This is a genomic window from Arthrobacter sp. TJ-58, assembly GCF_058269295.1.
Genome location: NZ_JBZCNM010000003.1, coordinates 72513 through 99140 on the forward strand (window position 1 = coordinate 72513; position 26628 = coordinate 99140).

Annotated in this window: 23 protein-coding genes; 19 read left to right on the forward strand and 4 right to left on the reverse strand. The window is 62.5% G+C overall.

The genetic code is table 11. The features are described 5' to 3' along the window. Positions 1-9: 9 nt before the first annotated feature. From AC4D2W_RS10735 to AC4D2W_RS10790, 12 genes are all read left to right on the forward strand, one after another. On the forward strand, positions 10-3279 hold the full coding sequence (locus AC4D2W_RS10735) for a glycoside hydrolase family 3 C-terminal domain-containing protein (protein ID WP_490926895.1): 3270 nt from the start codon (positions 10-12) through the stop codon (positions 3277-3279). 282 nt (positions 3280-3561) lie between these two features. Further along, on the forward strand, positions 3562-4581 hold the full coding sequence (locus AC4D2W_RS10740) for an iron-siderophore ABC transporter substrate-binding protein (protein ID WP_490926896.1): 1020 nt from the start codon (positions 3562-3564) through the stop codon (positions 4579-4581). After that, positions 4578-5621, forward strand: a complete 1044-nt coding sequence (locus AC4D2W_RS10745; RefSeq protein ID WP_490926897.1) for a FecCD family ABC transporter permease — start codon at positions 4578-4580, stop codon at positions 5619-5621. The genes AC4D2W_RS10740 and AC4D2W_RS10745 overlap by 4 nt, the downstream gene beginning before the upstream one ends. Next, positions 5618-6682 (forward strand): FecCD family ABC transporter permease, encoded by a 1065-nt coding sequence (locus AC4D2W_RS10750; protein ID WP_490926898.1) that lies wholly within the window; start codon positions 5618-5620, stop codon positions 6680-6682. The genes AC4D2W_RS10745 and AC4D2W_RS10750 overlap by 4 nt, the downstream gene beginning before the upstream one ends. Next, positions 6679-7515, forward strand: a complete 837-nt coding sequence (locus tag AC4D2W_RS10755) for an ABC transporter ATP-binding protein (RefSeq protein ID WP_490926899.1) — start codon at positions 6679-6681, stop codon at positions 7513-7515. Before AC4D2W_RS10750 ends, AC4D2W_RS10755 begins: the two co-directional genes overlap by 4 nt. A gap of 503 nt (positions 7516-8018) precedes the next feature. Next, positions 8019-8417, forward strand: coding sequence for a hypothetical protein (locus AC4D2W_RS10760; RefSeq protein WP_490926900.1), 399 nt, complete (start codon positions 8019-8021; stop codon positions 8415-8417). After that, on the forward strand, positions 8410-9318 hold the full coding sequence (locus AC4D2W_RS10765) for a hypothetical protein (protein WP_490926901.1): 909 nt from the start codon (positions 8410-8412) through the stop codon (positions 9316-9318). Before AC4D2W_RS10760 ends, AC4D2W_RS10765 begins: the two co-directional genes overlap by 8 nt. Positions 9319-9321: 3 nt before the next feature. Further along, positions 9322-10596, forward strand: a complete 1275-nt coding sequence (locus AC4D2W_RS10770) for a peptidoglycan-binding protein (RefSeq protein WP_490926902.1) — start codon at positions 9322-9324, stop codon at positions 10594-10596. After that, complete coding sequence (locus AC4D2W_RS10775; RefSeq protein WP_490926903.1) at positions 10568-11272, forward strand: ABC transporter ATP-binding protein; 705 nt, start codon at positions 10568-10570, stop codon at positions 11270-11272. The genes AC4D2W_RS10770 and AC4D2W_RS10775 overlap by 29 nt, the downstream gene beginning before the upstream one ends. Continuing rightward, positions 11269-12468 (forward strand): ABC transporter permease, encoded by a 1200-nt coding sequence (locus AC4D2W_RS10780; protein ID WP_490926904.1) that lies wholly within the window; start codon positions 11269-11271, stop codon positions 12466-12468. The genes AC4D2W_RS10775 and AC4D2W_RS10780 overlap by 4 nt, the downstream gene beginning before the upstream one ends. A gap of 203 nt (positions 12469-12671) precedes the next feature. Further along, positions 12672-13637 carry an alpha-hydroxy acid oxidase gene (locus AC4D2W_RS10785; RefSeq protein ID WP_490926905.1) on the forward strand — a complete coding sequence of 322 codons (966 nt, stop codon included), beginning with the start codon at positions 12672-12674 and terminating at the stop codon, positions 13635-13637. A 28-nt stretch (positions 13638-13665) separates the two neighbouring features. Then, positions 13666-13809, forward strand: a complete 144-nt coding sequence (locus tag AC4D2W_RS10790; protein WP_490926906.1) for a hypothetical protein — start codon at positions 13666-13668, stop codon at positions 13807-13809. 88 nt (positions 13810-13897) lie between these two features. Here the strand turns inward: AC4D2W_RS10790 and AC4D2W_RS10795 are convergent, their stop codons facing one another. Next, a complete protein-coding gene (locus AC4D2W_RS10795) occupies positions 13898-15358 on the reverse strand; it encodes a GH1 family beta-glucosidase (RefSeq protein WP_490926907.1) in 1461 nt (486 codons plus the stop codon). Next, the gene (locus AC4D2W_RS10800) at positions 15355-17826 is read right to left on the reverse strand and encodes a glycosyl hydrolase family 95 catalytic domain-containing protein (RefSeq protein WP_490926908.1); all 2472 of its coding nucleotides are present in this window, start codon (positions 17824-17826) and stop codon (positions 15355-15357) included. The genes AC4D2W_RS10795 and AC4D2W_RS10800 overlap by 4 nt, the downstream gene beginning before the upstream one ends. Positions 17827-17954: 128 nt before the next feature. On the opposite strand from AC4D2W_RS10800, the gene AC4D2W_RS10805 reads away from it, so the two are divergent. The 7 genes from AC4D2W_RS10805 (at position 17955) to AC4D2W_RS10835 (ending at position 24788) form a co-directional block, all read left to right on the forward strand. Beyond that, the gene (locus AC4D2W_RS10805) at positions 17955-18554 is read left to right on the forward strand and encodes a phosphatase PAP2 family protein (protein WP_490926909.1); all 600 of its coding nucleotides are present in this window, start codon (positions 17955-17957) and stop codon (positions 18552-18554) included. Positions 18555-18658: 104 nt separating this feature from the next. Continuing rightward, positions 18659-19156: a hypothetical protein gene (locus tag AC4D2W_RS10810; RefSeq protein ID WP_490926910.1), complete on the forward strand. Its 498-nt coding sequence runs from the start codon at positions 18659-18661 to the stop codon at positions 19154-19156. Beyond that, the gene (locus AC4D2W_RS10815) at positions 19153-20148 is read left to right on the forward strand and encodes a hypothetical protein (protein WP_490926911.1); all 996 of its coding nucleotides are present in this window, start codon (positions 19153-19155) and stop codon (positions 20146-20148) included. Before AC4D2W_RS10810 ends, AC4D2W_RS10815 begins: the two co-directional genes overlap by 4 nt. Further along, complete coding sequence (locus tag AC4D2W_RS10820; protein WP_490926912.1) at positions 20099-20680, forward strand: hypothetical protein; 582 nt, start codon at positions 20099-20101, stop codon at positions 20678-20680. The genes AC4D2W_RS10815 and AC4D2W_RS10820 overlap by 50 nt, the downstream gene beginning before the upstream one ends. 5 nt (positions 20681-20685) lie before the next feature. Then, on the forward strand, positions 20686-21114 hold the full coding sequence (locus AC4D2W_RS10825; RefSeq protein WP_490926913.1) for a hypothetical protein: 429 nt from the start codon (positions 20686-20688) through the stop codon (positions 21112-21114). 400 nt (positions 21115-21514) lie between these two features. Further along, positions 21515-23632, forward strand: coding sequence for an FAD-dependent oxidoreductase (locus AC4D2W_RS10830; RefSeq protein WP_490926914.1), 2118 nt, complete (start codon positions 21515-21517; stop codon positions 23630-23632). Between the two features lie 232 nt (positions 23633-23864). Next, positions 23865-24788, forward strand: coding sequence for a DUF4352 domain-containing protein (locus AC4D2W_RS10835; protein WP_490926915.1), 924 nt, complete (start codon positions 23865-23867; stop codon positions 24786-24788). A gap of 43 nt (positions 24789-24831) precedes the next feature. Here the strand turns inward: AC4D2W_RS10835 and AC4D2W_RS10840 are convergent, their stop codons facing one another. Both AC4D2W_RS10840 and AC4D2W_RS10845 read right to left on the reverse strand, forming a co-directional pair. Beyond that, positions 24832-25326, reverse strand: a complete 495-nt coding sequence (locus AC4D2W_RS10840) for a hypothetical protein (protein ID WP_490926916.1) — start codon at positions 25324-25326, stop codon at positions 24832-24834. Between the two features lie 442 nt (positions 25327-25768). Continuing rightward, the gene (locus AC4D2W_RS10845; RefSeq protein WP_490926917.1) at positions 25769-26422 is read right to left on the reverse strand and encodes a hypothetical protein; all 654 of its coding nucleotides are present in this window, start codon (positions 26420-26422) and stop codon (positions 25769-25771) included. Between the last annotated feature and the right edge of the window lie 206 nt (positions 26423-26628).

Here is a 26628-nt window from a genome sequence, read left to right on the forward strand (position 1 = left end):
GGAGCTTGTATGTTCAGATTAAAACGCCGCACGGCGCGCCGGTACGGTTTGGTGGCCTTTTTGGGGCTATTTGCCGTGACCGGTTTTCTCCCCTCGGCGGTGGGTGCAGACGACGTCACACCGTTGCAGGCTGATCCGGCCTATACGGTCCAGCCGCCGCCTTTTACGGATATCGCCGGGGATCCTTTTGAAGCGGACATCCTGTTTATTGCCGCTAACGGAATCACCACCGGATTCCCGGACGGCACCTACCGGCCGCTGGCGCCCGTTGCCCGCGATGCGATGGCCGCTTTCATTTACCGGCTGGCGGGGCAACCATATTTCGAGGCACCGGCCACCTCGCCGTTTACCGACATCACGCCGCAAACACAGTTCTACAAGGAAATTACGTGGCTTGCCTCCACCGGCATCACCACCGGCTACCCGGACGGCACTTTCCGACCGCTGACCCCGGTTGCCAGGGACGCGATGGCGGCATTCATGAACCGCTACAGCGGCACCTACTGCAGCATTGAGGCAGCCCGGGACTTCCCGGCGCCCACTACGCCGCCGTTTACCGATGTGCCGGTAAATCTGCAGTTCGCCACGGACATTGCCTGGATGAAGGAGACGGGGATTTCCACCGGCTGGCCGGACGGGACCTACCGGCCATTACTTCCGGTGGAACGAAATGCAATGGCTGCCTTCATGGAACGGCTGGACAGGTACAACGGCAGCCAGGGGGGCTGTAATCCGCCGGTCCCGGCGGGCAATCCGTGGCTGGGCAGTGACGAGGATGCCCTCACCCGGGCCTCCTGGGCCACCGCCGCGATGAACCTGAACCAGAAGGTCGGATACCTGGTCCAGTCGGGCGGCACCGGGGTCCCCGAATTCGGTCTGCCACCGATCCGGGGCAAGGACGGCTGCTGCGGCCTGGCACTGGAAACCGGTCCGTCCACCGCATTGCCGGTTGGCGTGGGCCTGGCCTCCACCTTCGATTCCACTCTGGCCCGCGCTTACGGCGCGGTGGGCGGAGAGGAAGCCCGCGCCGTCGGCTTCAATTCCATTGCCGGGCCCACCATGGACCTGGTCAACACCCCCTTCAACGGACGGATGTGGGAGGACCTGGGCGAAGACCCCATGCTGAGCGGAGACGCGGCAGCAGCCCAGGTGATCGGCGAACAGGGCCCGGACATCATAGCCCTGCCCAAGCACTACAACCTGAACAACTTTGAATCCCGCCGCGGCGACGTCAACGCCATTATTGAGGAACGGCCGCTGCTGGAGACTTACAGCCGCAACTGGGAAAACGTTGTGGTGAACGGAAACGCCGGATCCGTCATGTGCGCGTTCAACCAAGTGAACTCCGAGTACTCGTGCGGCAACGACCTGCTGCTGAACCAGATCCTGAAGGGCCGGCTGGGGTTCCAGGGTTTTGTCAGCTCGGACTTCAACGCGTCCCATGCGTTCTCCGACTACGCGAACGGGCTGGACGTTTCAGGACCCGGAACCGAGTTCTCGGGGCCCGCCCTGACCGCAGCCGTGGAGGCCGGCGAGGTTTCCGAACTGCGGATCACCGATGCCGCGCGCCGTGTGGCCTACGCCATGTTCGAGAACGGCATTATCGACAACCCGCCGGTGAACTCCTTCGTGAATCCGCAGCCAACGGACGTGGCAATTCCGGACAACATGCTGACCGCCCATGACGCGATCGCTGAGGAGGTAGCCGAAAATGCCATCGTCCTGCTGAAGAACGGCGGTGATGCTCTTCCGCTGGTCAACGCCGATACCTCCTCGGTGGCTGTCATTGGATCCGATGCAGATTGGTATATCGACGGCGGCGGCTCGGGCGCGGTCCAGAATCCGGCGCAGCTGACCACCATTCTGGACGGCATCACCGCCCGGGCCACGGGCGCCACAGTCACCCAGTCCGCCGGAACAGACCCGGTGTCACTGGCGGACACGGTTCCCGGACCGTTCCCGATGCCGAGCGATGTGCTCACGAACGTCAATGCCGAGTACCGGCTGGGCGTGGACAATTTCACCGGAGAGACCACACTGGCCCGCGCTGAGCGTCAGGTGAACCTGCGGACCGGCATTTCGGCGGACGTCATTAACACGTCGCAGGTCCCCGGGATCGGCGGCGAGCTGGCTACGCAGCCAATGTCGGCGGTCTGGACCGGAACGATTGTGCCGCCGTCGACGGGAACGTACACGCTTACCCTTACCCACCTGGGAACCGCACGGCTGTACGTCAACGGAACAGAGGTCATCAACGAACCCGCGGACACCTTGTTGACGGATGAGGTAACGGTGGACCTCACGGCCGGAACCACTGTCCCGGTGCGGGTGGAATACACCACCGACGCGCCGAACCAGTTCAACGGCGGGCTCAATGACCAGCCGGGCGCCATCGCCCGGCTGGGCTGGACTCCGCCCGAGGGCGTGGTGGCACCGAGCATCACCGCCGCTGCGCAGGCGGCCGCGGCGGCCGACGTTGCCGTTGTGGTGGCCCGGGACTACACCGGAGAGGGAGCGGACCGCGGTTCACTCGTGCTGCCGCAAAACCAGGACGCCCTGATCAGCGCGGTAGTTGCAGCCAACCCGAACACCGTCGTCGTGCTGGCCACCAGCGGACCGGTGACCATGCCCTGGATCGACGACGTGCCTGCGGTCCTGGAAGCCTGGTACGCCGGGCAGGCCCAGGGGCGGGCCGTCGCCTCGGTGCTCTACGGAGATGTGAATCCGTCCGGGAAGCTTCCGGTCACGTTCCCGGTCAGCGATGAGCAGGCCACCACCGTTGGGCCGCCGAACCCGTTCGACATCTTTGACGTGGTGAGCCCAACGGTGGATTACACCGACGGAGTGTTCGTTGGTTACAAGAACTACGTGACGCAGGGTGCGGTTCCGCTGTTCCCCTTTGGCCACGGGCTCTCCTACACATCCTTCGGCTACTCGAACCTGTCCACACCCGCAGTGGTGGATGCAGCTGATCCAACCGGCAACGTGTCGGTGCGGGTGTCCAACCTTGGGACCCGCACCGGTGAGGAAACCGTGCAGGTCTACGTCGGCACCCTCCCGGGTGATGTTCCGACGCCGGCACGGCAGCTGGCCGGATACGGCAGCATCACTCTTGCACCGGGCGGGGTGGGAACGGTAAACGTCGATCTGGATCCGCGGTCGCTCCAGTACTGGGACGACGAAGCGGATGATTTTGTCACCCCCACCGGGCCCGTCTCGATCTATGTGGGAAGTTCCGTCTCGGACACCCGCCTCGTGGGGCAGGTGACCGTGCAGTAGCGGGCGCAGGCAGTAGCCGGCACTGTGCAGTAACCGGCAGCGAATTCGGTGGAGCCCGGGATATCTCCCGGGCTCCACCCATGTCCGCTGACGTCTCCTTCACCCATCAGGGACGCCCGCGGAGATGCATATGCCTCTCATCACACCCGTAACAAGTGTCACAACTTTGGTTAGGCATGCCTTAGTCTTATTTTGTTAGGCAATCCTAAAACCAGTGCGATGCCCCCGGTGCGCGCCTGTGGCCGCCGGGTTGCTCCCCACTGTTGACGAAGGAATACCACCTTGCGCCTTTCACGACTCACTGCCGTCACCGCGGCAGTGCTGCTGACCGTTGGACTCTCCGCCTGCGCCACCTCCGAGGCCAGCACCGACGAAGCCACCGGCTCCTCCTGGGAACCAGTCACCATCGAACACGCCCTGGGCACCACCACCATCGAGACCAAGCCCGAGCGCGTGGCCACGGTCAACTGGGCGAACCACGAGGTGCCGCTGGCCCTGGGCATCGTCCCCGTGGGCATGGCGGCAGCGAACTACGGCGACGACGACGGCGACGGCCTGCTTCCGTGGGTCAGCGAAAAGCTCGAGGAACTCGGCGGCGAAACCCCGGTGCTCTTCGACGAAAACGACGGCATCGACTTCGAAGCCGTGGCCGACACCAACCCGGACGTCATCCTCGCGGCCTACTCCGGCCTGAGCCAGGAGGACTACGACACGCTGAGCGAAATCGCCCCCGTGGTCGCCTATCCGGAAACCGCCTGGGGCACCCCCTGGCGCGAAATGATCGAGATGAACTCCGAGGCGCTGGGGATGAAAGAGGAAGGCGAAGAGCTCATCGCGGACCTCGAGTCCGAAATGTCCGACGCCGCCGCCGAGCACCCGGACCTCGAAGGCAAGAACGCCATGTTCCTGACCCACGTGGACACCACCGACCTCAGCCAAGTCAGCTTCTACACCACGAAGGACACCCGCACCATGTTCTTCGAGGACATGGGCATGGCCGTCGCCGACAGCGTGAAGACCGCCTCGGACGCCACCGACCAGTTCTCCCTGACGCAGAGCGCCGAACAGGCCGACGCCTTCAATGACGTGGACGTGATCGTCAGCTACGGTGGCCAGGAACTCGTCACCGCACTGGAATCCGATCCTCTGCTCTCGCAGATCCCCGCCGTCGCCAACGGCTCCATTGTCCTGCTGCCCGACACCCCGCTGGGCACCGCGGCCAACCCGACCCCGCTGGCCATCTCCTGGGTCCTGAATGATTACCTGGATCTGCTTTCCGACGCCGCAGCCAAGGCGAAGTGACACCACACAACACGGTGACGGCGCCGGTCGTCTTCCGGCGCCGTCGCCCGGCCCGGCTGCGTGCGCTCTGGTTCCTGGTGGCGTGTGCCGTGCTCGCCGCCCTGATGCTCGCCAGCATCACGGTGGGAGCGCGCGACGTCGGCTGGAACGACATTCTTGCCGCACTGGGCGGGTCGGCCGACGGCTTTGACGAAGCCGCCGTCGCCAAGCGGATTCCGCGCACGCTGCTCGCCGTCGCGGCCGGCGCCGCCCTGGGCCTCTCGGGCGCCGTCATGCAGGGCGTGACCCGCAATCCGCTGGCCGATCCGGGCATCCTCGGCATCAACATGGGAGCCTCGCTGGCAATTGTGGCCGGCATGGCGTTCTTCGGCCTGGCCGCCGCCTCCAGCTATGTCTGGCTGGCGATCGCCGGTGCCGGCATCACCGCCGTCTTTGTCTACCTGATCGGTTCGCTGGGCCGGGGCGCCGCCACACCGCTGAAACTCGCCCTGGCCGGCGCCGCAACGTCCGCCGCACTGGCCTCCTTTGTCAGCGCCATTGTGCTGCCGCGCAACGACCTGGCGCAGGGTGTGCGCTCCTGGCAGATCGGCGGCGTGGGCGGCGGCTCCTATGACAGCCTGGGCCAGATCCTGCCTTTCCTGCTGGCCGGCTTTGCCATTTGCCTGCTCTCGGCCCGCGGGCTGAATTCGCTGGCCCTGGGCGATGAGCTTGCGGCCGGCCTGGGCGAACGCGTGGCCCTGGCCCGCGGAGGCGCAGCCCTGGGCGCCGTCATCCTCTGCGGAGCCTCCACCGCGGTGACCGGCCCCATCGCCTTCGTGGGACTGGTGGTCCCGCACGCCTGCCGGCTGCTCGCCGGTGTGGACCACCGCTGGCTGCTGCCCTTCACCGCTGTCGCCGGCGCCGCCCTGGTGACCGCCGCCGACGTCGTCGGCCGCATCATCGCCCGCCCCGCCGAGATCGACGTCGGCATCATCACCGCGCTGATCGGCGCCCCGTTCTTCATCTACATTGTCCGCCGGCAGAAGGTGCGTGCCCTGTGAGCACTGAAGTCTCCGCCGTGGAAACCGCCGGCGAAACCACGGCCGACGCCGTCGCCCGGGTCCGCCACGGCGCCGCCTCCCGCTACCGGCTGGTGGTCACCCTCCTTGCCGTGGCAATCCTGGCCGTCTTCGCGCTGAGCCTGATGGCCGGGCGCACGTTCTACGCCCCGGGCGACGTGCTCAATGTGATCCTCGGGCACGACGTCCCCGGCGCCTCGTTCGCCGTCGGGCGGCTGCGCCTGCCGCGCGCAGTGCTGGCCGTGCTGACCGGCGCCTGCTTCGGCCTGGCCGGCGTCGCGTTCCAGACCATGCTCCGCAATCCGCTGGCCAGCCCGGACATTATCGGCATCAGCTCCGGCGCCGGCGCGGGAGCCGCGTTTGCCATTGTCGGGCTCGGCCTGGGCGGCACCGCGGTGTCCGCCTTCGCCATCGTCTCCGGACTGGCCGTGGCGGTAGCCGTCTACGCGCTGTCCTATAAGCGGGGAGTGGCGGACACCCGGCTGATCCTGGTGGGCATCGGCATTGCCGCGATGCTGGACTCGGTCACCGCGTATGTGCTGAACCAGGCCCCGGACTGGAAACTGCAGGAGGCCATGCGCTGGCTGACCGGCAGCCTCAACGGTGCCTCCTGGAACCAGGTCCTGCCGGTGCTCGCCGCCCTGGCGGTGCTGGCACCGCTGCTGCTGAGCCAGTCAAAGAACCTGGCCGTCACCCGGCTCGGCGACGACGCCGCCTCCGCCCTGGGCGTGCGCGTGAACCTCACCCGGATTGTGGTGATCGTGACCGCCGTCGGGCTCATTTCCTTTGCCACCGCGGCCGCCGGACCCATCGCCTTCGTCGCGTTCCTCTCCGGACCGATCGCGGCCCGGCTGGTGGGCCCGGGCCCGTCGCTCCTGATTCCCGCCGGACTGGTGGGCGCGCTGCTGGTGCTCGTGGCGGATTTCTGCGGCCAGTACGCCTTCGGCACCCGGATGCCGGTGGGCGTCATCACCGGGGTGCTCGGCGCTCCGTTCCTTGTTTACCTCATTGTCCGCGTCAACCGCGCAGGAGCCTCGCTGTGACCGCAACACACACCCTGAACGTCGAAAACCTCACGCTGGGCTACGGCGACCGCACGGTCATCGACTCCCTGGATCTGGTGGTTCCGGCCGGGAAGGTCACCGCGATCATCGGGGCCAACGCCTGCGGCAAGTCCACGCTGCTGCGCTCGATGTCGCGGCTGCTGGCCCCGCGCTCCGGGCATGTGCTGCTGGACGGCAAGGCGGTGCATTCGATTCCGGCCAAGCAGCTGGCCCGCACGCTGGGGCTGCTGCCGCAGTCGCCGATCGCACCCGAGGGCATTACGGTTGCCGATCTGGTGGGCCGCGGCCGGCATCCGCACCAGGGGATCTTTGCACGCTGGAGCAAGGACGACGACGCCGCCGTCGCCGCCGCGCTGGACGCCACCGAAACCGCCGCGCTGGCGGACCGGGCAGTGGATGAACTTTCCGGCGGGCAGCGCCAGCGGGTCTGGATCGCGATGGCGCTGGCGCAGCAGACTGACCTGCTCCTGCTGGACGAACCGACCACGTTCCTGGACGTCTCCCATCAGATCGAGGTGCTGGATCTGCTCACCGATCTGAACCGTTCCCGCGGCACCACCATTGTGATGGTGCTGCACGACCTGAACCTGGCCGCCCGCTACGCCGACCACCTCGTGGCTGTAGCGGACGGGAAACTGCACGCCGCCGGCCGGCCGGAGGACGTGCTCACCGAGGCAACCGTGCGGACCGTCTTCGGGATGGACAACATGGTGATCACCGATCCGTCGTCGGGCAAGCCGCTGATGCTGCCCCTGGGCCGGCACCATGTGGTGGAAGGCCATAACTCAGAGGGTGCCGTTCCCCGGGACTGAGCGGCCGAATAAACAATGGACGGTCCAGTTCAAAACCTTTGATCCGGACAAGAGCTAGACACCGTTGACCAAGGGCACCAGCGTCTGGGCAACTGGGAACTGACCTAAAGCCGCAAAGTAATGCCAGGTGCCGAAGGAGGGTGGCTCGCTCATATCCTGTCGTCACCGCAGTATTCCACGAGCAAATGGCGTAATTGACTGGACATTTCCAAAGTAACCTCTGTTGCCAGGGTTCATGCGTTGGCATTTAATTCATATGGTCATGCACCGATACAAGGCAGGGAAGCATGAGAAGCGCGTAGATACCAGTCCTAGATAAGCCTCGTTGCAGTATTTGCAGCAAGGTGAACGTTATCGTTTTGAGACCTAAGAAACCTCGGAACTCCATAGACAGGGTCGAGTCGTCCACTCACAATGAGATGTGCACTCGAGGGTCCCGGTGGCCAACGGTCCGTAATTCGATTGCATAGTCGCCTATAACATCACAAAAACAGGAGAACAAAATGGGGATTGTTCAGACCCTTAAGCGAGCAGCTGCAACAAGCGCCGTGCTTACAGCCGGTGCCGCAGCTTTCGCAGCGCCAGGTGCTTTTGCAGCGGATTATGGAGACGGGACGCTCTCGTGTGTGCAGTACGAGATTTGTCTTGGGCGCGATAACCCAGTGAATAGCGTTCAAAAGCACTTTTACAATGGTGCAACTCATGGGAATTATGTGTGGTCCGGAACGACGCAGAAGGTTCAGGATTCGGCCAGTACGATCATGAATCGCGATACGTCAGGCACGGTTTACACATACAACTATGTAAACGGCATTCAGCGAACGGAATACATTCCCCGTACGACTTACTGGTTGTACCTTGAAAGTACTTTCGACAAGAATGATGGACACAAGATTGTCTAGTGATGCACAGGAGCGGGTAAAGGCTTCAGCCTTTACCCGCTCCACCCTCACAATTTCTCTGTTGGCACTAGCGTTGGTGGGCTGTTCTGGCAAAGCCGATTCGGCAACGGTCCAGCCATCGTCGGATCCATACGACGCATATAGGGTGGACGACCTTCAAACGATTGATGCTGCTCAAAAGCTTGGCCTGTACCAGTGTCTGGCAGCTGAAGGGTTTCCCCAGTTGTTGGAAATGGACCCCGATCCGGAGGGGGCTGACGCCAGCGAAGGTCTAGAGTCTCCTGACGGGCTTTGGTTCGCTTCGGAAGAACAGGCGCGAAAAAACGGGTTCGGTCATCCAGAGCCTGGGCGGGATTCGACCTTCCGGCTGGAGGATCCCGCTTATGTCAGCCTGATAGAAACATGTATGACATCAGCTTGGGAGTCCCTCGGGTCCGAAGCCGAGCAGACCATGGCTGATTATGCGCAACTTGGCAATAAACTGCGGGCTGAAGCTTTCACCAGCATCGACGAGCAAATGCCTGAATTTCGGGAACGCATTTTTAAATGTCTCCAGGAAAATGATGCTCCAGTTTCGAGGCAGGAAGGGACTGAGTGGGGCCTGGGATTTAATTTTCCCACAGGCAGTGTGGAAGGTCCTGAGAGGGAGAGTGCTGATTCTCCGCAATGGGGTTTCAGCGAAGCAGTTCCCGAGAGAAAATATGTTCCCACTCTTGAGGAAGCTGAGGTTGCAGTGCAGGTACATAATTGTGCTGTGGATACCGGGGTCAAGAGCGAAGTCAAAGAGTTAGCTTACCAAGATCGCCAAGCTGCCATCGCCGATGTTGAAGTGGAATTGGATGAACTGAACTCTAAAATTTCTGAAATGGCAAAAAAATCTGCGGCATTGAGGGGTCAATAAGTCTTGGATACCGACGCTCCTGTTGAAGTACCAGTGAAGCGCAATCGCGCTCTCGCTTGGGGTGCATCTTCTGCCGTCCTGGTTGCCCTACTTGTGGGCGGGGGGCTGGTCCTTACCCCATTGATCAAAACACCTGCGCAAGCGGCGGCGGAAGCTGAACCCCCGCCTGCCTCACAAATACTTATTGAAGTGGAGCGTAAGGTACTTTCAAGTGACATTGTTATGCGGGGTGTCGTTCAACCAGGCCCCAATTTATCTTTAGACGCTTCTCAGGGGATTCTGGGCGTCGCCCCTGTGGTAACTGACATCCCGATGTCTTCAGGTGCGCTATTGACGTCAGGGTCTGTACTTTTAGAGGCAAATGGTGAACCTATTTTTGCCATGGACTGGGATTTTGCACCTTATCGCGATATTACGGCGGGTGATATCGGTCCTGATGTTCGCCAATTACAAGATACTCTAGCAAACTTGGGCTACACAGTAAGTCCAACATCGGTAATGGATTGGCAGACCCAGAATGCCCTCACTCAGTTCTATTTAGATCGCGGCTATAGTGTTCCAGTCCAAGAGGAAGTCCCTGTGCCTGCTGAGCCGTCTTCTGCGTCCGACGTGGGCTCTGGGTCTGTAGATAACGCAGCGGCCGAGGCTGTTAAAAGTGGTGAGCAAGCACAGGAGGAGCTTGCGGCAAAGGTGACTGCAATCCCATTCCTACCTATGGAAAGCATCGTTACTATTTCCGAGCCCAAACACATATTATCCGCAATGAAACTCAAGGTGGGTCAGATCTTATCTGTGGACAGTCCTACCATTGCAATTCTTGATGCGTCAGCTCCCACAGTGATTGCGGCTCTTCAGCCTGAAGCTGTGCAAAGTCTGAAAGTCGGGGATAAGGCCGCCCTGACTGATGATCGCAATGGCCGGACCTATGACCTCACAGTACAAAGCATTGGTTCTACGCCAGAAGACGTCCCAGCCATTGGAAATGGATTATTAGTTAAGTTGTCATTCACAGGAGAGGCGGCTGATTTAACTCCAGATGGAACTACTCTTCGTCTCACCACGTCCGTCGGACAAGCGACGGGACCTTTGTTAGCCGTACCCATCACGGCGATCTACACGAATTCAGATGGGAGCAGCTTCGTTACGTGTGCTGACGGGTCAAATGTAGCCGTCACGGTTGGGGATAACGTCAACGGGTGGGTCGAGATTTCGGCTGACCCAGAAGATTCCATCTCGGAAGGTGACCAGGTTGTTGTTGGATACCAAGCCGGTAACTGATTCGCCGCTGCTGGGGCTAACAGCGGTGTCCAAAACCTACGGCGGAGCAGTGCCTGTCACGGCTCTGCATGAAACTGACCTTACAATTCACCGTGGAGATTATGTCGGAATTGTTGGCCCTTCGGGTTCAGGAAAATCCACACTATTAAATGTACTGGGGCTCTTGGATAGGCCAACGGGAGGCCGCTATGAGGTGGAGGGCGTAGATGTTGCTTTTGCGTCTGATCAAACAATCCTTGGTCTCCGAGGGCATAAGTTTGGTTTCGTTTTTCAAGCCTTTCACCTTCTATCTGGGCGCTCTGCACTCGATAACGTCGAAATGGGGATGCTTTACACAGGTGTCGCTCGCAGAGAAAGAAGGCAGATGGCAGCTGACGCCCTTGAAAGATTTGGTCTGGCTCACCGCATGTACTCCGACCCGCGACACCTTTCCGGTGGGGAGAAACAGCGCGTGGCGATCGCTAGAGCGCTGGCGGGCGCGCCGGATGTCATTTTTTGCGATGAACCAACCGGTAACTTGGACAGCAAGAATACCGAGATGGTAACCCAGCTACTCCAAGACCTTAATGAGGAAGGGCTCACTATCGTTGTCGTAACCCACGATGATGATCTGGCCGCCCGCTGCAAACGCTCAATCACTGTTCGAGATGGTGTCGTTGCTGAGGTTTGTCGGTGAAGGATCTAAAGACCGGCATTTTTCCTAGGGACCTTATTCGAGAGGCTTGGCTTTCTGTAAGCAACAGCCCCGGCAGATCCTTACTGACGACTTTAGGGACTCTCCTAGGTTCGTTCGCATTCGTGGCGACTCTAGGAATAACTGGCACGATTAGCCAGCAAGTGTCTGAGAGCTTTGATGTTAGGAGGGCGACAGAGGTTATTGCTGAAGTGGCAGTTGACCCTTCTACTGCACAGATTGCGCTGCCTCCTTTTATGGAAGAGGCGGCGATCGACCGCGTGGTGAAACTCAACGGGGTTATTGCCGCAGGTTCAAAAAGCGACTACTTTGCGACTTCGGTTCATCGGGGCGTTGGCAATCAAGCTCTCGTAGTCGACGTTCCTCTGTCTGCGGTTTCTGCAAGCGCTCTGGACGTTATAGAGCCTCAGATCATGTCGGGGCGATCCTTTGACTATGGGCACTACTCTCGCAACGACCAGGTAATACTGCTGTCAAAAAGTGCTGCTAACCAGCTACATATAGGGCGGCCGGGAACAGCAGTTTTCATCCAAGACCGGCCCTTTACCGTGATCGGAATCTACGACGATGTTAATCGTCAGCCTGACACGCTAGGCGGCGCGCTTATTCCCCAAGGCACGACAGAGCTGATGAATCTAAGTCTGCAGCATCGACGCGTATTGATTGAAACCGTCCCAGGGGCAGCACAGCAGATCGGAGGCCAAGCAGCGCTGGCACTTCAGCCGAACAGGCCGACTGATGTGAGCGTAACCGCCCCGCCCGATCCTCAGACGTTGCGACAAGAAGTGGAGGGAAGTGTCACACAAATGTCTCTTCTTGCAAGCCTTGTTGCGCTCATTGCGGGTTCCATTTCCATCGGGAACTCGGCCACCGCAAACATGGTCCAAAGGATCCCTGAGATCGGCCTTCGACGGGCGCTTGGCGCAAGGAGGCGAAGCATATTCACTCAAATGTTGGGTGAAACGACCTTCTTAGGCATGTGCGGAGGTATCGTTGGGGCACTTTTTGGTGTGATTACAACCGTCGTTGTGTCCTTGACGCAGGGCTGGGTTCCGTTGATCGAGGTCATGGTGATCGGTGTGGCCATAGGCGCCGGATCCTTTTCAGGATCCATTGCAGGCATATTTCCGGCAATCAGGGCAACGCAGATATCACCGACGGAAGCGCTATCGAGATAGTGCACCTGGCGGAGGTCCGAAGCGAACTGATGTTCAGGATTCCAACACGGTTGCCAGTGCACTTAGCACAGTATCCGCTTTTTGGCGCACCCAGCCGGCCTGGACTGCAAGTTGGTACAAGAAAAAGTTTCAGCTAGGCGTGCACCTGGCCCGCCTGAGGCTGGTCGGAGGTGAATGACGCCATCGAATACGGCTGAGCAGCCATGAAACGCAGGATCCCGCAGTACAAAGACCTCCGCGATCTGATTCAGTTTCAGCCCTTTGACCTGGACCGCCGCCGGGCACGGCTGGCGAAGGCCACCAATGTGTGGGAACTGCGGGACATCGCCAAGCGGCGGATCCCCGCGGCGGCCTTCGACTACGTGGACGGCGGTTCCTTCGGCGAGCAGGCCCTGCAGCGCAACCGGGCCGCGTTCAACGACGTCGAATTTGTGCCGAATGTGCTGCGAGATGTCACGAGCGTGGACCTGAGCACGAAGATCGCCGGCACCGAATCCGCGATGCCGCTGGGCATCGGACCCACCGGCCTGACCCGGCTGATGCACTCCGAGGGCGAAATTGGGGGAGCGCAGGCCGCTGCCGCGTTCGGCATTCCGTTTTCACTGTCCACCATGGGTACCGCATCCATCGAGGAACTCACCGAGGCGGTGCCCGACGCCGCCACATGGTTCCAGCTATACCTCTGGAAGGATCGGGCCCGGTCCAAGGAACTGGTGGACCGTGCCGCTGCCGCCGGCTACGGAGCGCTGATCGTCACCGTGGACACTCCGGTGGCCGGCGCCAGGCTGCGGGACACCCGCAACGGCATGACCATGCCGCCCACACTGACACCCAAAACCATCCTGGACGCCTCCTACCGGCCGGAGTGGTGGTTCAACTTCCTCACCACAAAACCGCTGGGATTCGCCAACTTCGAGGGGGAGCGGGTGTCCCTGGCGGACACCGTGAACACCATGTTTGAACCCTCACTGAACATGGCGGACCTGGACTGGCTGCGGGAGACCTGGCCGGGCAAGCTGATCGTCAAGGGCATCCAGAACCCGGCCGACGCCGTCGAAGTCATGGCCCGCGGCGCGGATGCGATTGTGGTCTCCAACCACGGCGGCCGCCAGCTGGACCGGGCCCCGGTGCCGCTGCGGATACTTCCCGCTGTTCCTGGCCAGCGATGAATCCAGCTTCTCCACCGGCGCCGAGTTTGTGGCCGACGGCGGCGAAACCGCCGGGCTTGCCCACAACGAGGCGGTGGAACTGAGCTCGGAGCCGACTCAGGCGCCGTCGTCGGCCGCCGGCTTCTCCGCTCCCGCGGAACCGTCCGCCGTTCCGGCCCCGCCCGCCATGTAAGGCCAGGATTCGGCAGAAACAGGTGAGGGCCCCGGAAAAATTCCGGCGCCCTCACCCGTTTAATGCCGCCCAAACAAGCGGCAAAGCGTCAGTCCGCGCGGAGTACCCGTTCGGTGATCAGCCGCGAGTACCAGAGGGCGCTGTCCTTCGGGGTGCGCTCCAGAGTGTCGTAATCCACGCGCACAATGCCGAAGCGCTTGGAGTAGCCGTAGCCCCACTCGAAGTTATCCATCAGCGACCACACCTGGTAGCCGCGCAGGTCCACGCCGCGCTGCATGGCGCGGTGCGCGGCAGCGAAGTGGCGGTGGAGGTAATCGGTGCGTTCGACGTCGTGCACGGCAGGCGCGCCGTCCTCCCCGGTCACCAGCTCATCCGCAAACGCGGCGCCGTTTTCGGTCACCATCAGCGGCAAATCCGGCCAGCGCCCATGCACCGCGACCAGCAAATCTTCCAGCCCGGCCGGGTCAATGTTCCAGCCCATCTCCGTGTACGGGCCGGGCTGGGCGACGAATTCGACGACGCCGGCGCCGGGCCAGGCGGTGCCTTCGGCGGGCTTGTGTCCGTCGGCGTTGATGCGGTCGCCCCTGCCGTCCCAGATCCGCACCCGGTTGGTGGAGTAGTAGTTGATGCCCAGGAAATCCAGCGGCTGGCAGATCAGCTGGGTGTCACCGTCCTGGATGAAGGACCAGTCCGTGATGGAGGCGGTGTCCGCGAGGACGTCCTCCGGGTAGGTGCCGTTGAGCATCGGATCCAGGAACAGGCGGTTGGCCAGTCCGTCCACCCGGCGCACGGCTTCGGGGCCGGTCTCGCCCTCGGGCCGGAACACGTGCAGGTTCAGGGTCACGGCAATGTCCGCGTCCGCGGAAACCACTCCGCGCAGTTCCTTCACGGCCAGGCCGTGGGCCAGGTTCAGGTGGTGGACGGCGGTGAGGGCTTCGACGTCGCTGGTCCGTCCCGGAGCGTGCGCGCCGGAGCCGTAGCCGAGGTAGGCGGAGCACCAGGGCTCGTTCAGCGTGATCCAGCCGGTGATCCGGTCACCGAGCCGTTCGCCCACCAGTCGGGCGTAGTCGGCAAAAGCGTAGGCGGTCTCCCGGTTGGTCCACCCGCCCTCATCCTCCAGGGCCTGCGGCAGGTCCCAGTGATAGAGGGTGGCCAGCGGCTTGATGCCGCGGGCAATCAGTCCGTCGACGAGCCGTTCGTAGAAGGCCATGCCGGTTTCATTGACGGGGCCGCGGCCGGTGGGCTGGATGCGGGGCCAGGAAATGGAGAACCGGTAGGCCTCGAGACCCAGTTTCTGCATCAGATCCAGGTCCTCTTCCAGCCGGTGGTAGTGGTCGCACGCCACGTCCCCGGTGTCCCCGTTCCAGACCTTGCCGGGGGTTTTGCTGAAGGTGTCCCAGATGGATGGGCCGCGGCCGTCAGCGTTGAAGGCCCCCTCAATCTGGTACGACGCCGTGGCGGAGCCGAAGATGAAGTCCGGTCCGAAGACCAGGCCCTCATCCCGGTAGTCCGGATGAAGTTCCTGTGAAGCGGTGGGAGACGATGTCACTGGAGTACTGCCTTTCCTTGGTTTGAAGCGTTTTCACTTGGAGTGTCATGGTTTGAAAGCCGGAGCGTGAAGCTGTCGCCCGGTTCGAGGTGAACGGTGTACCGGATGCCGTGGACCTCGACGTCGTGCGGCCCGGCGGCAGCCGCCGTGCGCGGCGTCAGCGTGGCAGAGGTGAGCTGCCCCTTGCTCCAGTCCAGGTCCACGGTGATGCCCGGCCGGGCAACCAGTCCGCGGACCCGCCCGGAAGCAAACTCTGCCGGCAGGGCGGGCAGGAGCCGGATCACCCCGGCGTGGCTTTGCAGCAGTGCTTCGGAGATCGCCGCGATGTAACCGAGGTTGGCGTCCAGCTGGAACGGCGGATGCGCGGTGAAGAGGTTGGGATACAGGCCGCCGGCGTGTACCCCGGCGCTCGCGGTTCCGGCTTCGCGAAAGAGTAGACGGAGCAGGTCGCTGACCTTGTCCGACTGTCCCAGCCGGGCGCGGAGGCAGATTTTCCAGACCAGGGACCAGCCGGTGGAGTCATCGCCGCGGCCGTCCAGGCTTCGCCGGACCGCGGTTTCTAGCTGCGGAGTCGAGGTGTTGCTGTCTTGAGGGATGCCGTTGCCAGGATAGACAAAGGCCAGGTGGGAGAGGTGGCGGTGCAGCGGATCGACGGCGGTTTCCGCCGGACCCCATTCCAGAATGTCACCGGTGGCGCTAATTGCCGGGGGCTCGATCCGGGGCCGGGCACGGCGAACCTCGGCGACCACCGGATGGCCCTCCTGACCGACCAGTGGAGCCAGAGCCAGAACGACGTCGAACACTTCCGCGATGAGGGTTCGGTCCATCGCGGAGGAGGTCGCCAGGGCCGCGGGTCCCTGCGCGCTTTGGTAACAGTTCTCCGGTGAGGTGGAGGGCCTCGTCTGCAGCCAGGGACCGCCGTCGTCGAGCAGCCAGTCGCAGAGGAACTCCGCGCAGCCCACCGCCAGCTTCCAGATCCGGAACAGATCAGCGGGTCCGGCGGTGCCGAAGCGCCGGCCTTCATCCAGCTGGCGCACCAGCCACGGCCCGGCCATCGGCCAGTGCGCCCAGCTCGCGTTTCCGGCGGTGGGGGAGGTGAAGGCCCAGGCATCGGTGTTGTGGTGGGCGACCCAGCCGCGCGCGCCGTAAAGCGTGGCGGCGGTGTTCCGGCCGCGGTCCGCGAGGGCCTCCACCAGTTCCAGCAGAGGCTCGGTGCACGCGGGCAGATCGGCTACATGAGCGCCCCAGTAATTCATCTGCAGATTGATGTTCAGCGTGTAGTTCGAGGACCAGGGCGGCTGCATCTCCTCGTTCCAGATGCCCTGCAGATTGGCCGGCAGGGAACCGGGACGGGAGCTGCCGATCAGCAGGTAGCGTCCGTAGGCGAACAGCAGGGCGGCGAGTTCCGGATCCGCGGCCAAGGGTCCGGCTGGGGAGCGGTTGGCCTCCCGGATCCGGACGTCGGTGGGAACCTCGGACCGGTCCGGCAGGGTCTGAGGGCCGGGATGGAGCGTGAGTTCGGTCCGGTTGAACAGGAGCCGGTGGGCGTGGATGGAATCGCGGAGCAGCGCGTCGAATCCATTGTCCAGCGCTCCGGCGGCCTGCCGGGAGGCATCACGGCGGCAGTCCTCGGCAGTACCGGAAGGATGCCGTCCGGGCGCGGTGAAGGTGGTGGCGGTGGCCAGGACGAGCAGCAGCTCGGTTACGCCGGTAAGGACAAGATCTTCCGGATCCGAGGCGGAGTTCCCGGAAGGTGGCGGCGGGCTGCTGTCCGCTTCTCCGTTGTGCCGCAGCGCGAGGTGAACCGCACCCTCCAGCGGCCTAACGCCGTCGGCCTCCCAGCGCAGCGGCGGCTCCTCCGGAGCATGGCCGGGAGCAACGTCGGCAGGCAGCCGCAATTCCAGGCCGACGGCGTCTGCGCCGGCATGGCGGGAGAGTTCCCGCAGGGGAGTGGTGAGGCGGACGCGCACCTTCACCGGAACCGTGGCCGTCAGCCGGTGCACCAGCACGCCGTCGGCCGCACTGATGAAGGTGTCCGAGCGAATCTCACCGCTCGGGAACTCTTCCGTGGCGGTGTGCACGGCGTCGTTCAGGCGAAGCTCCCGGCGAATCAGGCCGCCGTCGGCCTGGCCACCCACCGACGTGGAGACGAGGACATCGGCGAAGGGAAGGTACGCCTGCGAGTAGCGGGACTGAAGCGGTTCCAGCAACTGTTCCGCATCCACCGGCCGTCCGTCCGCTAGAGCTGCACGGGCCGCAGCCAGTGCCTGCGCGGCGTCACCCGCGGAGACCTGTCCTCTCCGGTGCTCGCTGTCCGGGCTGCCGGACCAGGCGGTGCTGTCATTGATCTGCAGGCGCAGACCATCACGCCCGGGCAGCACCATGGCCCCGAGCCTGCCGTTGCCCAGGGGCAGCGCGTCCAGCCACTGCTGCGCAGGACGGTTGTAGAACAGCACGTTGGGGGTCATACGTATATCTCTAATCGAATCGCTTCGATTTAGCGAACATATATCAACTCTGCGGCGCGGCGTGAGCAGAGTATATCCGTGATCCGGACGGCATCATTTGTCCGAGGCGTACCACGTAGAATCATCTAATGCCGGCAACCATTGAAGTCCCCGCCAAACGCGTTTCCACCGTGGCGCGAATCATCACAGAAACGTCTTCCCCCGCCGTCCTCGTGGGGATTCTCCTGCTGCTGCAGCCCCTGCTCAGTCCCGGTGTTTCCTGGCTGCAGGGCATTGTGGCGGCGGGTTTCACCGTGGGTCTGCCGTTTCTCGGGATTCTCTGGCTGAAGCGGCGGGGCAGGGTCACGGACCACCATGTGGGCGTCCGCGAACAACGGGCACCGATCCTGCTTGCCTCCGCGCTCTCCATTGGCGTCGGCGCCCTGATCCTGGTCCTGCTCGACGCACCGGCTGTCCTGTTCGGCGAAATCGGCGGCGTCTTCATTGGCCTGATTCTCTGCCTGGCGGCGAACCTGGTATGGAAGCTGTCGGTCCATTCGGCAGTGGCCGCATACGTTGGCCTGGCGCTGCTGGCTCCTGTTCCGGTCTTCGGTCCGGCGCTGGCCCTGATGCTGGCCTCGGCGACGGGCTGGTCCCGGGTGAAGCTCGGTGACCACACTCCCACGCAGGTGCTGGCGGGCCATCTGGCCGGTTGCGTGGCCTATGCTGCTGCACTGCTGCTGCCCTAACGGAGCAAAGGCATTCTGGAAAGCGAAGCCTTGGGATAAAGTCCTAGGGTTCGGTCTCTTTACACGCGTCATTGAAAGCGTGTGAAAACAAGATGGGGAAATTGATGGCAGTGCGTTTTCGGAAGTCCGACGGTGGAAAACGGGCGGCCGCGGAAGACTCGGTCCGTGCCCTGGAATTGGGCGGACATGTAACGTTCGATGAACTGCTGGCCGCGGTAGAGGAAGCCCACGGAAAACCTATTGAACTGCGCGACATCGACCATTCAGTGATTCCTGCCGTCACCGGGCTTTGGATCGAGAAGGACAAAAAATCGATCATCCTGTTGCCTGCCGGTGACAACCAGCTCCACCGGACCCATGCTGCATGCCACGAATTCGGGCACATCCTCCTGCGCCACCAAGGATGCGGCGGCGTGGAAACACAAATGCCGTCCGTTTTTCAGCATGTCGGCAGCCGCCGGGGCATCAAGCGGATGCTGGCACGGTCCCTGGACTGGAACGAGACCGAGCGGGCCGCAGAGCACGTCGCCTATCTGCTCACGCTGGCGCTGCTGCCGGGGAATCCTGAAAGCACCAGCGACTTTGAGCGGACCTTTATATGACGCTGTTGCAGATCCTTCCCGTTTTGATTCTCTGGGCAGTGGTCGCCATCCGGCTCCTGGGCATGTGTTTTGGCTGGAAGGCCGGCATTATGCCCGCGGTTCTCCTGATAGCTCTGGGCGCCACTTTGAATATCGACTCGGTGTACGTGGCCGTTGACCGGCACTTGGGCGGCTGGAACCTGTTGAACCTGATTGTTCACCTGCTTATGGGCATGGGCATGACCGAGTTGAGTCGGCTGCTGCTGCGGGTCACCGGAAGGTCCAACCACGTCAGGACGCTGATCAGCATCGGAACGGTCCTGGCCGTAATGCAGATTGTGCTCCTGGTCGTTTCAGACACGGACGGATCGGCCGCCAGTTTCACTGACACCTTTGGCGACATCCCGACCATAGCCCTGTACCAAGCCAGTTTCTTTGCCTGGTTTGGACTCATCACCGGTTATACGGGCATGAAAACTCTGCGGCGAAACCGGCGCGGTGAGTCACGTCCCTTCCGTATCGGTTTCGACCTGCTCAGTGCCGGGTGCATGGGCGGCGTCATGGCGGCGGCCATCAAAATGGTCCAGATCGGCTTGGAAATTGGGGGATCCGATGCCGGGCACAGCGATAGTCTGGTCACCGGATACCGTATTCTGCTCGCCCTGATGATCGTCGGATTTGCGGTGGGCTTCATCCTTCCGTCCTACGGACGGATGAAGGAAACCTTGCGGTCACGAACTGTCTGCGCCGCGGACCTGTCCGCTTTGAGGCCCATCGTCCGGCGTCTCATGCAAACACCTGAAGGCCGCCGGTCCATGGGTGCCGCCCGCATTTCCCTCGAGGCGCGGGCATCCAAAGCGCAGCTTTACCGCTGGTTCATTTTTATCGGCGACATCCGGGTTCTGGATCCGGCGCTCTTGTCGCCGCAGGAAAGCACCATCATTGATGAGATAGGCAAACGAATTGAGCACAACGGTCCACCGGCGCGGCGCACGGCAATACCTCGCCTTTAGCTGCTCAAAAATTCTGCCGCCTGCACTGGTCCTGACAATCCTGGTGCTCCTTGCCGGAATCAGGGCAGGACTGGGATGGGCCGGGGTGCTCCTGCTGGTGGCTTGCATTGTCGGCATACCCGGTGCCGTCTACAAGGGCACCAAACCCGTCTTTCGGCGCCGGGGCATTCCGGACAGTTGGCGGACCAACTTGGTTGCCCTCCTGATGCTGGTAGGCACTGCGATCTGCTGGGCAATTCCGCTGCCGGCGCCGATTCCCCTCACCGTGACAGGGCTGTTCCTGGGCAATGCAGGGCTGGTGTTCTTCCGCCGCTGGCTCGACGTTTCCGCCCATGTGTCCGTTATTACCTTCGCAGCCCTGTGGGTTACGGCAATATTCGGGGGAGCCTGGGCATGGCTGTTGATACTATCGCCGTTAATGATGTTCAGCCGGGTGTCCCTGCGCGAACACACTCCACGGGAGGCACTGTCCGGTGCAGCGCTCGGAGTGGGAACGTTCTGCTGTTTTCTTGTAGCAATGACTTGGAGCTGACCTTAGTGAGCGAATTTGATCTTTCCGCGGAACGAGCAGCCGGCATTCGCCGTGCCGAAACGCTCGCCCGAAAGATTAATCTCCTGTTGGATGTCATCATGTCCGACTCCGGAAAGCCCTATGACTATCCGGCCATCAGGGACGGCGCCCAAAAGGCCGGCTATTACCTTTCCCGCACCCGCTGGTCACTGCTGAAATCCGGCCGGGAACAGGTTGTTCCGGACGAAGCGCTGCGTGCAATCGCAGCCGTCTTTGACGTGAACCCCGAATATCTGCTGCAAGAGGGCGGCAAGCTGCCCGAACGGGTGGAAGCCGAACTGGAACTTCTCCGCAGCATGCGCCGTGCCGAGGTGCGCAACTTTGCCGCCCGCGCACTGGGGCCCGTTGACCCCGAGGCGCTGCGGGCCATTGCAAGAATCCTGGACGAGGAATAACGTTCGTTTCGTTCGGAGCATCCGGACAAAAAACTTTGATTTCACCTCTTTCCACTGCTATGGTTCAAACATGTTTCACACATGTGTGAAGCGTGTTTGAACCATAGAGCTGCAAGTGGGGATTGTGATCGACTGGGGGGTCGGTTCTGTCCCCGGTTGCGCTTATGGGAGGTCTATTCGAACCTATTGGTTTGATGGGCCACCCTTAGTGGGACATCCGCTGACTGGGGGGTCAGCGGAACGTTGCTAGCGAAGCCAGCGGAATTCTTTCCGCTGGCTTCGCTGCGTTTCGGGTCGAATGAAGGCTGTTCCAGGGAGCTCGGTCAGCACCGGGAACCCGCCCGCCGCGCCCGGCCCCGGCGTCGTCGTCGTGCCCTGAAGATGGCGTAACATTCACAAAGTGAAACTCAATTCCTTTTCCCATCTGATGGCCGCCGGAAATATCGGCCCGATGGAGACCCACAACCGCATCGTTCTGCCAGCTATGGACATGAACGTCTCCGAGCACGGTGAGATCGAACAGACCGAAATCGATCACTATGTGGCCCGCGCGGCCGGCGGTGCCGGGCTGATCATCACCGGCGCCTGCGCCATCGCGTTCCCCTACGGGGCGGCTTCGATGAAGGAACCGGGTCTTTCGGATGACAAGTACATTCCGGGTTTGAGGGCGCTGGCAGACGCCGTGCATGCAGCCGGAAGCAAGCTGTGCATCCAGTCCACGCACCACGGCAAAGTTGCCCGCGTGGACGTTGCCAATGACCGTCCGGTGCTTGCACCGAACAAGCAGGACTACAGCTATGACATGTCAGCGCTGGCCGACAGCACCCCTGAAGAGCTGGGCAAGATGGGTGCCGCCACTGCCGGCAAGCCCGTTGTCTTCCGCGACATGACGGACGAGGACATCTCCTGGCTGATTTCCACCTGGGCCGATGCCGCCGAGCGCATTGCCAAGGCGGGCGCCGACGCCATCGAGATCCACGCAGCCCACGGCTACATCCTGGGTGTCTTCCTCAACCAGCGGGACAACAACCGCACCGACGAGTACGGCGGCTCCCTGGCTAACCGTGCGCGTCTGGCCTGCGACGTCATCGCGGCCGTCAAGGAACGGGTGGGCGACCGCCTGGCGATCCTGGTCCGGGTTTCCGGTGAGGAATACGGACAGGAAGGCGGACTGACGCTGGACGAGGCCATCGAAGCCTCCCAGCTGTTTGAAAAAGCCGGCGCCGATGCCATCCACGTGACCGGATGGGGACGCAACCCGTTCAACAACTTCACCGACGGTCCGCTGCCCAGCAAGGTTGGTGCGTACCTGGACAACGCCGCCGCGGTTAAGAAGCACGTAAACATCCCCGTCATCGCCGTCGGCCGCATGCTCCCGGAAATCGCCGAAAAGGCACTGGCCGCCGGACAGATCGACTTCGCAGCCATGGGCCGCCAGCTGCTGGCCGACCCCGAACTGCCCAACAAGATCCGCGACGGCAAGTTCGACCAGGTCCGCCCCTGCATCAACTGCTACCTTTGCGTCGCGGAAAACTTCTTCGACGACACTCCCTTCTGCGCGGTGAACCCGGCCCTCGGCAACGAGGCGCTGCTGCCGCTGAAGCCGGCGTCCGCCACCAAGCACGTGGTCGTCGTCGGCGCCGGCCCGGCGGGCCTGGAAAGTGCACGCGTCCTGACCGAACGCGGCCACCGCGTCACCGTCGTGGACAAGTCCGACCGCCTCGGCGGCACCATGTGGTTCTCCACCATGACGACGCCGGACAATGAACGGCTGCTGCGCTGGTTTAAGGCCGAAATCAAGCGGCTGAACATCGCGGTCAAGCTGAACACTCCCGCCACGGTGGAGTCGATTCAGGCACTGCACCCGGACCACGTCATTGTGGCCACCGGTGCTGTCCGGCCCAAGCCTGATTTCCCCGGCGGCGACCTGCCGATCGTGCAGACCGGCGACACGCTGCGGGCCATGATGCTCGGCACGGCAACCGCTGAGGAAGCCGGCGCCGTCCTGAGCACCCTCGGCAAGATGGGACGCCTCTCGGGCCTGACCAAGAGCCCCGAGTTTGTCCGCCAGTTCACCAAGTTCTGGCTGCCCATGGGCAAGGATGTGGTGGTCATCGGCGGTTCGCTGGTGGGCCTGGAACTGGCGGAATTCCTCGCCGAGCGCGGACGCCGGGTCACGCTGCTGCACGAAAAGCAGCAGCTCGGCCTGCCGCTGGCCATGCCGCGCCGCTGGACCGCGGTCAAGGATTCCGAGGCGCACGGCGTGAAGATCCACCGCAACGCCACGATCACGCGCATCACCGAGAAGAGCGTCGAGTGGACCGAAGGCGGGGAAAGCTTCTCCGCACCGGCCGCCATGGTCGTCTACGCGGACGGCACGACGTCGGCATCACCGCTGGCGGATGAGCTGCGGGCCGCGAACCTCGGCATTGACGTTGACGTGGTGGGCGACGCCGGTGCGGTCAACTACATCCACGGTGCCATCCACTCCTCGTGGAAGGTGAGCACCGAGCTCTAGGGTTCGATCGCGCATAAGTCTGGGCGGCCCGGTTCTTTTGAACCGGGCCGCCCAGTTATTTGTTTTTAGTGTCGGGGGCAGGCGGCGGAGGAGCAAGGAACCTTGTCCGTCTCCTTGAGCCCCCCTAGCGTTGAATGACCGGATAAACGACCCCGCAGGTGGGCAGGGACAGCTGGGCAGGTACCAAGGTCTGCCCCTCCTTCTACGGCGTCCGAGCCCCTGTGAGGCGATTATGGGAACGCAGCCGAACGAGCCGATGCCCAATTACGGTGACGGATACATACCGCCGCCACCGGAACCGCAATCCAACGACGGCAGGACCCTCGGGCTGGCAGGCCTGATCCTCGGAATCATTGCGCTGGCGCTGTTCTGGATTCCGCTCCTGAACTACGTGTCACTGGTCCTGGCCCTCGTTGGCTTGGGGCTTTCCATTGCTTCGCTGGTTATCGTCCGCCGAAGGGCGTCAGCCCAGGGGTTGTCCATTGCCGCGGTGATTGTCTCCGCGGTGGCCCTGGTCGCCGCTATTCTGGCCACCGTTTTCTGGAGCTCCCTGTTCAATTCGGTGGATGAAGTAATCGAGGATCCTTTGCCTACCGTCACGGTTACGCCCCCGGCAGTTCCCACCGTGACACCGTCAACCATTCCGCCGGCCGTTCCCACGGTTACTCCCACGACCATCCCGCCGGTTAGTCCCACGCCAACAAATGGTACGACGCCGAGATCTTCTGCCGCTGCACCCAACCCCACCATCCTTCCGCTGGGTGACGATGCCGAGGTGGGGGACTACACGGTGTCAGTCTCAAGTGTCCAGCTCGACGCCACGGAGGCAATTCTCGGCTATAGCCAGGCCAACCAACCGCCGGACGGCCAATATGTGCTCGTGACGCTCGACGTCGTCTACAACGGCACCGACGAAGGCGATCCCTGGCTGGATCTCAACCCCAAGTTCGTCGGATCGGACAATCGGCAGTACGACCAAGCGGTATGTGTGCTTGACCTCCAAGGCTCCTCCCTGCCAACGCTGGAGAACGGTGGGGCTGCACAGTATGAAGTGTGCATGGATGTTCCTGCGGCGGCACTCCCCGGGAAGCGGATACTGATCGAGAATTCCGTGGATTTCACCGGTACCGATGAGGCGAGCTGGGAGACAGAGTAATCAACGGCCGTGTTAGCCCGTCGGCGTGAACAGCGGTGCGCGGTTACCGGCGCGCGGGACGGCGCGACGGCGGCTGCCCGGGTTTCGCCGTCGACCGCTCGCCGGGAGGCAGATACCGGACGCGCCGCCGGCCGTCACTGATCAGGCGGACGCCGTCGAGCATTGTTTCCCGCAGCTCCATGAGGGCGAATTGATAGCGTTCCGGTGCCAACGCGGCATCGCGCAGGTACAGGCCGCACGCCGCCGACATGCGGAGCAGGACAGAGGTGTCCGGGGAACTGCTGCGCAGGTGGGTAAGGGTTTCCAGGATCCTGTCACGGGCGTCCAGCACTGTGGGGCGAAGGAGGGCCTCGGCCTCGGCTCCCTGGACCACCCGGGGTTCAATGGCTGCCAGCGGGCGCTTGAGATGCAGATCCATGACCAGCGCGTTCAGGGCTGCGGACTCATCGCGGCGGTCCATGCCTGCACGGGTGCCCCAGCCGGCGCCGATCCCCACAATGAGGCTGAGGACGGGTGCGCTGACTGCCAACCATTCCATGGGAGCCCTCCGGAAGAAGCGTCCTTCGACGGTACGCGGCGGGCCAAACCCAGGCCAGTCTCCGGAGGATTTGGCGGGCTCCGGGGTGCAAACCGGAATCGCTGCAGCTTGAGGACCAAACCTGTCCGCGGGACCCTGCATTCCGCTTCTCCGCGCTCCTAGCGTGAGGTGAAGCAAGGAGGGCAGAACAGTGGGACTCATGGAAATCGAAATGGCCAAGATGCTGCAGAAGGAGCGGATGGCAGAAGCGGAAAGACTGCGGCGGAGAAGGGACCTCAAACGCCAGGCGAGGCAGGAACGGGACGCCTGCCGCAACGCGGCCGGAACAGGCGAGCCGAAGCCGAAGGTTGACTGGCCGGTGTTCTCATTCCGGATTGGCAGCTTCCAGATCGCATTATTCCGGACCATGCGGATCCGGTCAGGGAACCCGGTATCCGGTTAATTAGCGGTTGTTGATCCAGGCACCGCGCGTGGCAGGTTTGTCGTAATCGAGTTGGTAATCGGGGGTGTACAGGACAACAAATGCGCCCTTCTCGGTGGTGTTGTCCGGGAAGCAAATGTCTCCGGTGATGGTGCCGCCTGCTGCTAATTTTCCGTTTGCAGGAGCAAAGTTGTCGCTTCCGTCCGGGGAGTTGGAGCCAATGAAACCCGAGGGGTTCTGCAGGTTCCAGTTGTACGAACTGAATATGACAACTTCATTCGAAATGTTCTTCATGGTGATGGTGGTGCAGATAGTGGGGGCGTCGTTATAGGAGGGCTTGCCGGTGAACAGAGCGGTGGCGGTGATGTCGACCCCTTCCACCTCCAGGGTGTCCCCGGGTTGGCCCACGGTGTCGTTCTCCTGTTCGCCCAGGAAGGCAGGGTCTTTGGCGGGTGCGGCTTCCTCGGACAACTGCTCGGCAGATTCGCTCGCCGCGGGCTCAGAAGTGGAGTTGCCGCTGCCCATTCCGCTGGCAATGAGAACAACGACAAGGAGAACGAGTGCCACTTCCACCACCAGGCGCAGCACTTTGGGCCAGGACCGGGCCGGTTTTGCATCAACCTTTTCTTCTGAGGACCACCCGTACGGGTTGTCCTCTGTGTCAGGCTTTTTCATGTAGTCAAACATCGACATTGCTTTACCGCCCCCATTTTCCGGCACCACGTTTTCGGGGCACCTTCCGGCAGGCAGCCGCCACCGCATGGACGGATCTGCCGCAAATACGTTCCGGTCGGTAATTCCCCCACCGGAATATATCGCACTTTCCTATCCGCCTTTGAACGGCGGAAATGGGTAGCTTTTACTCAGACGCTGCCCGCGTA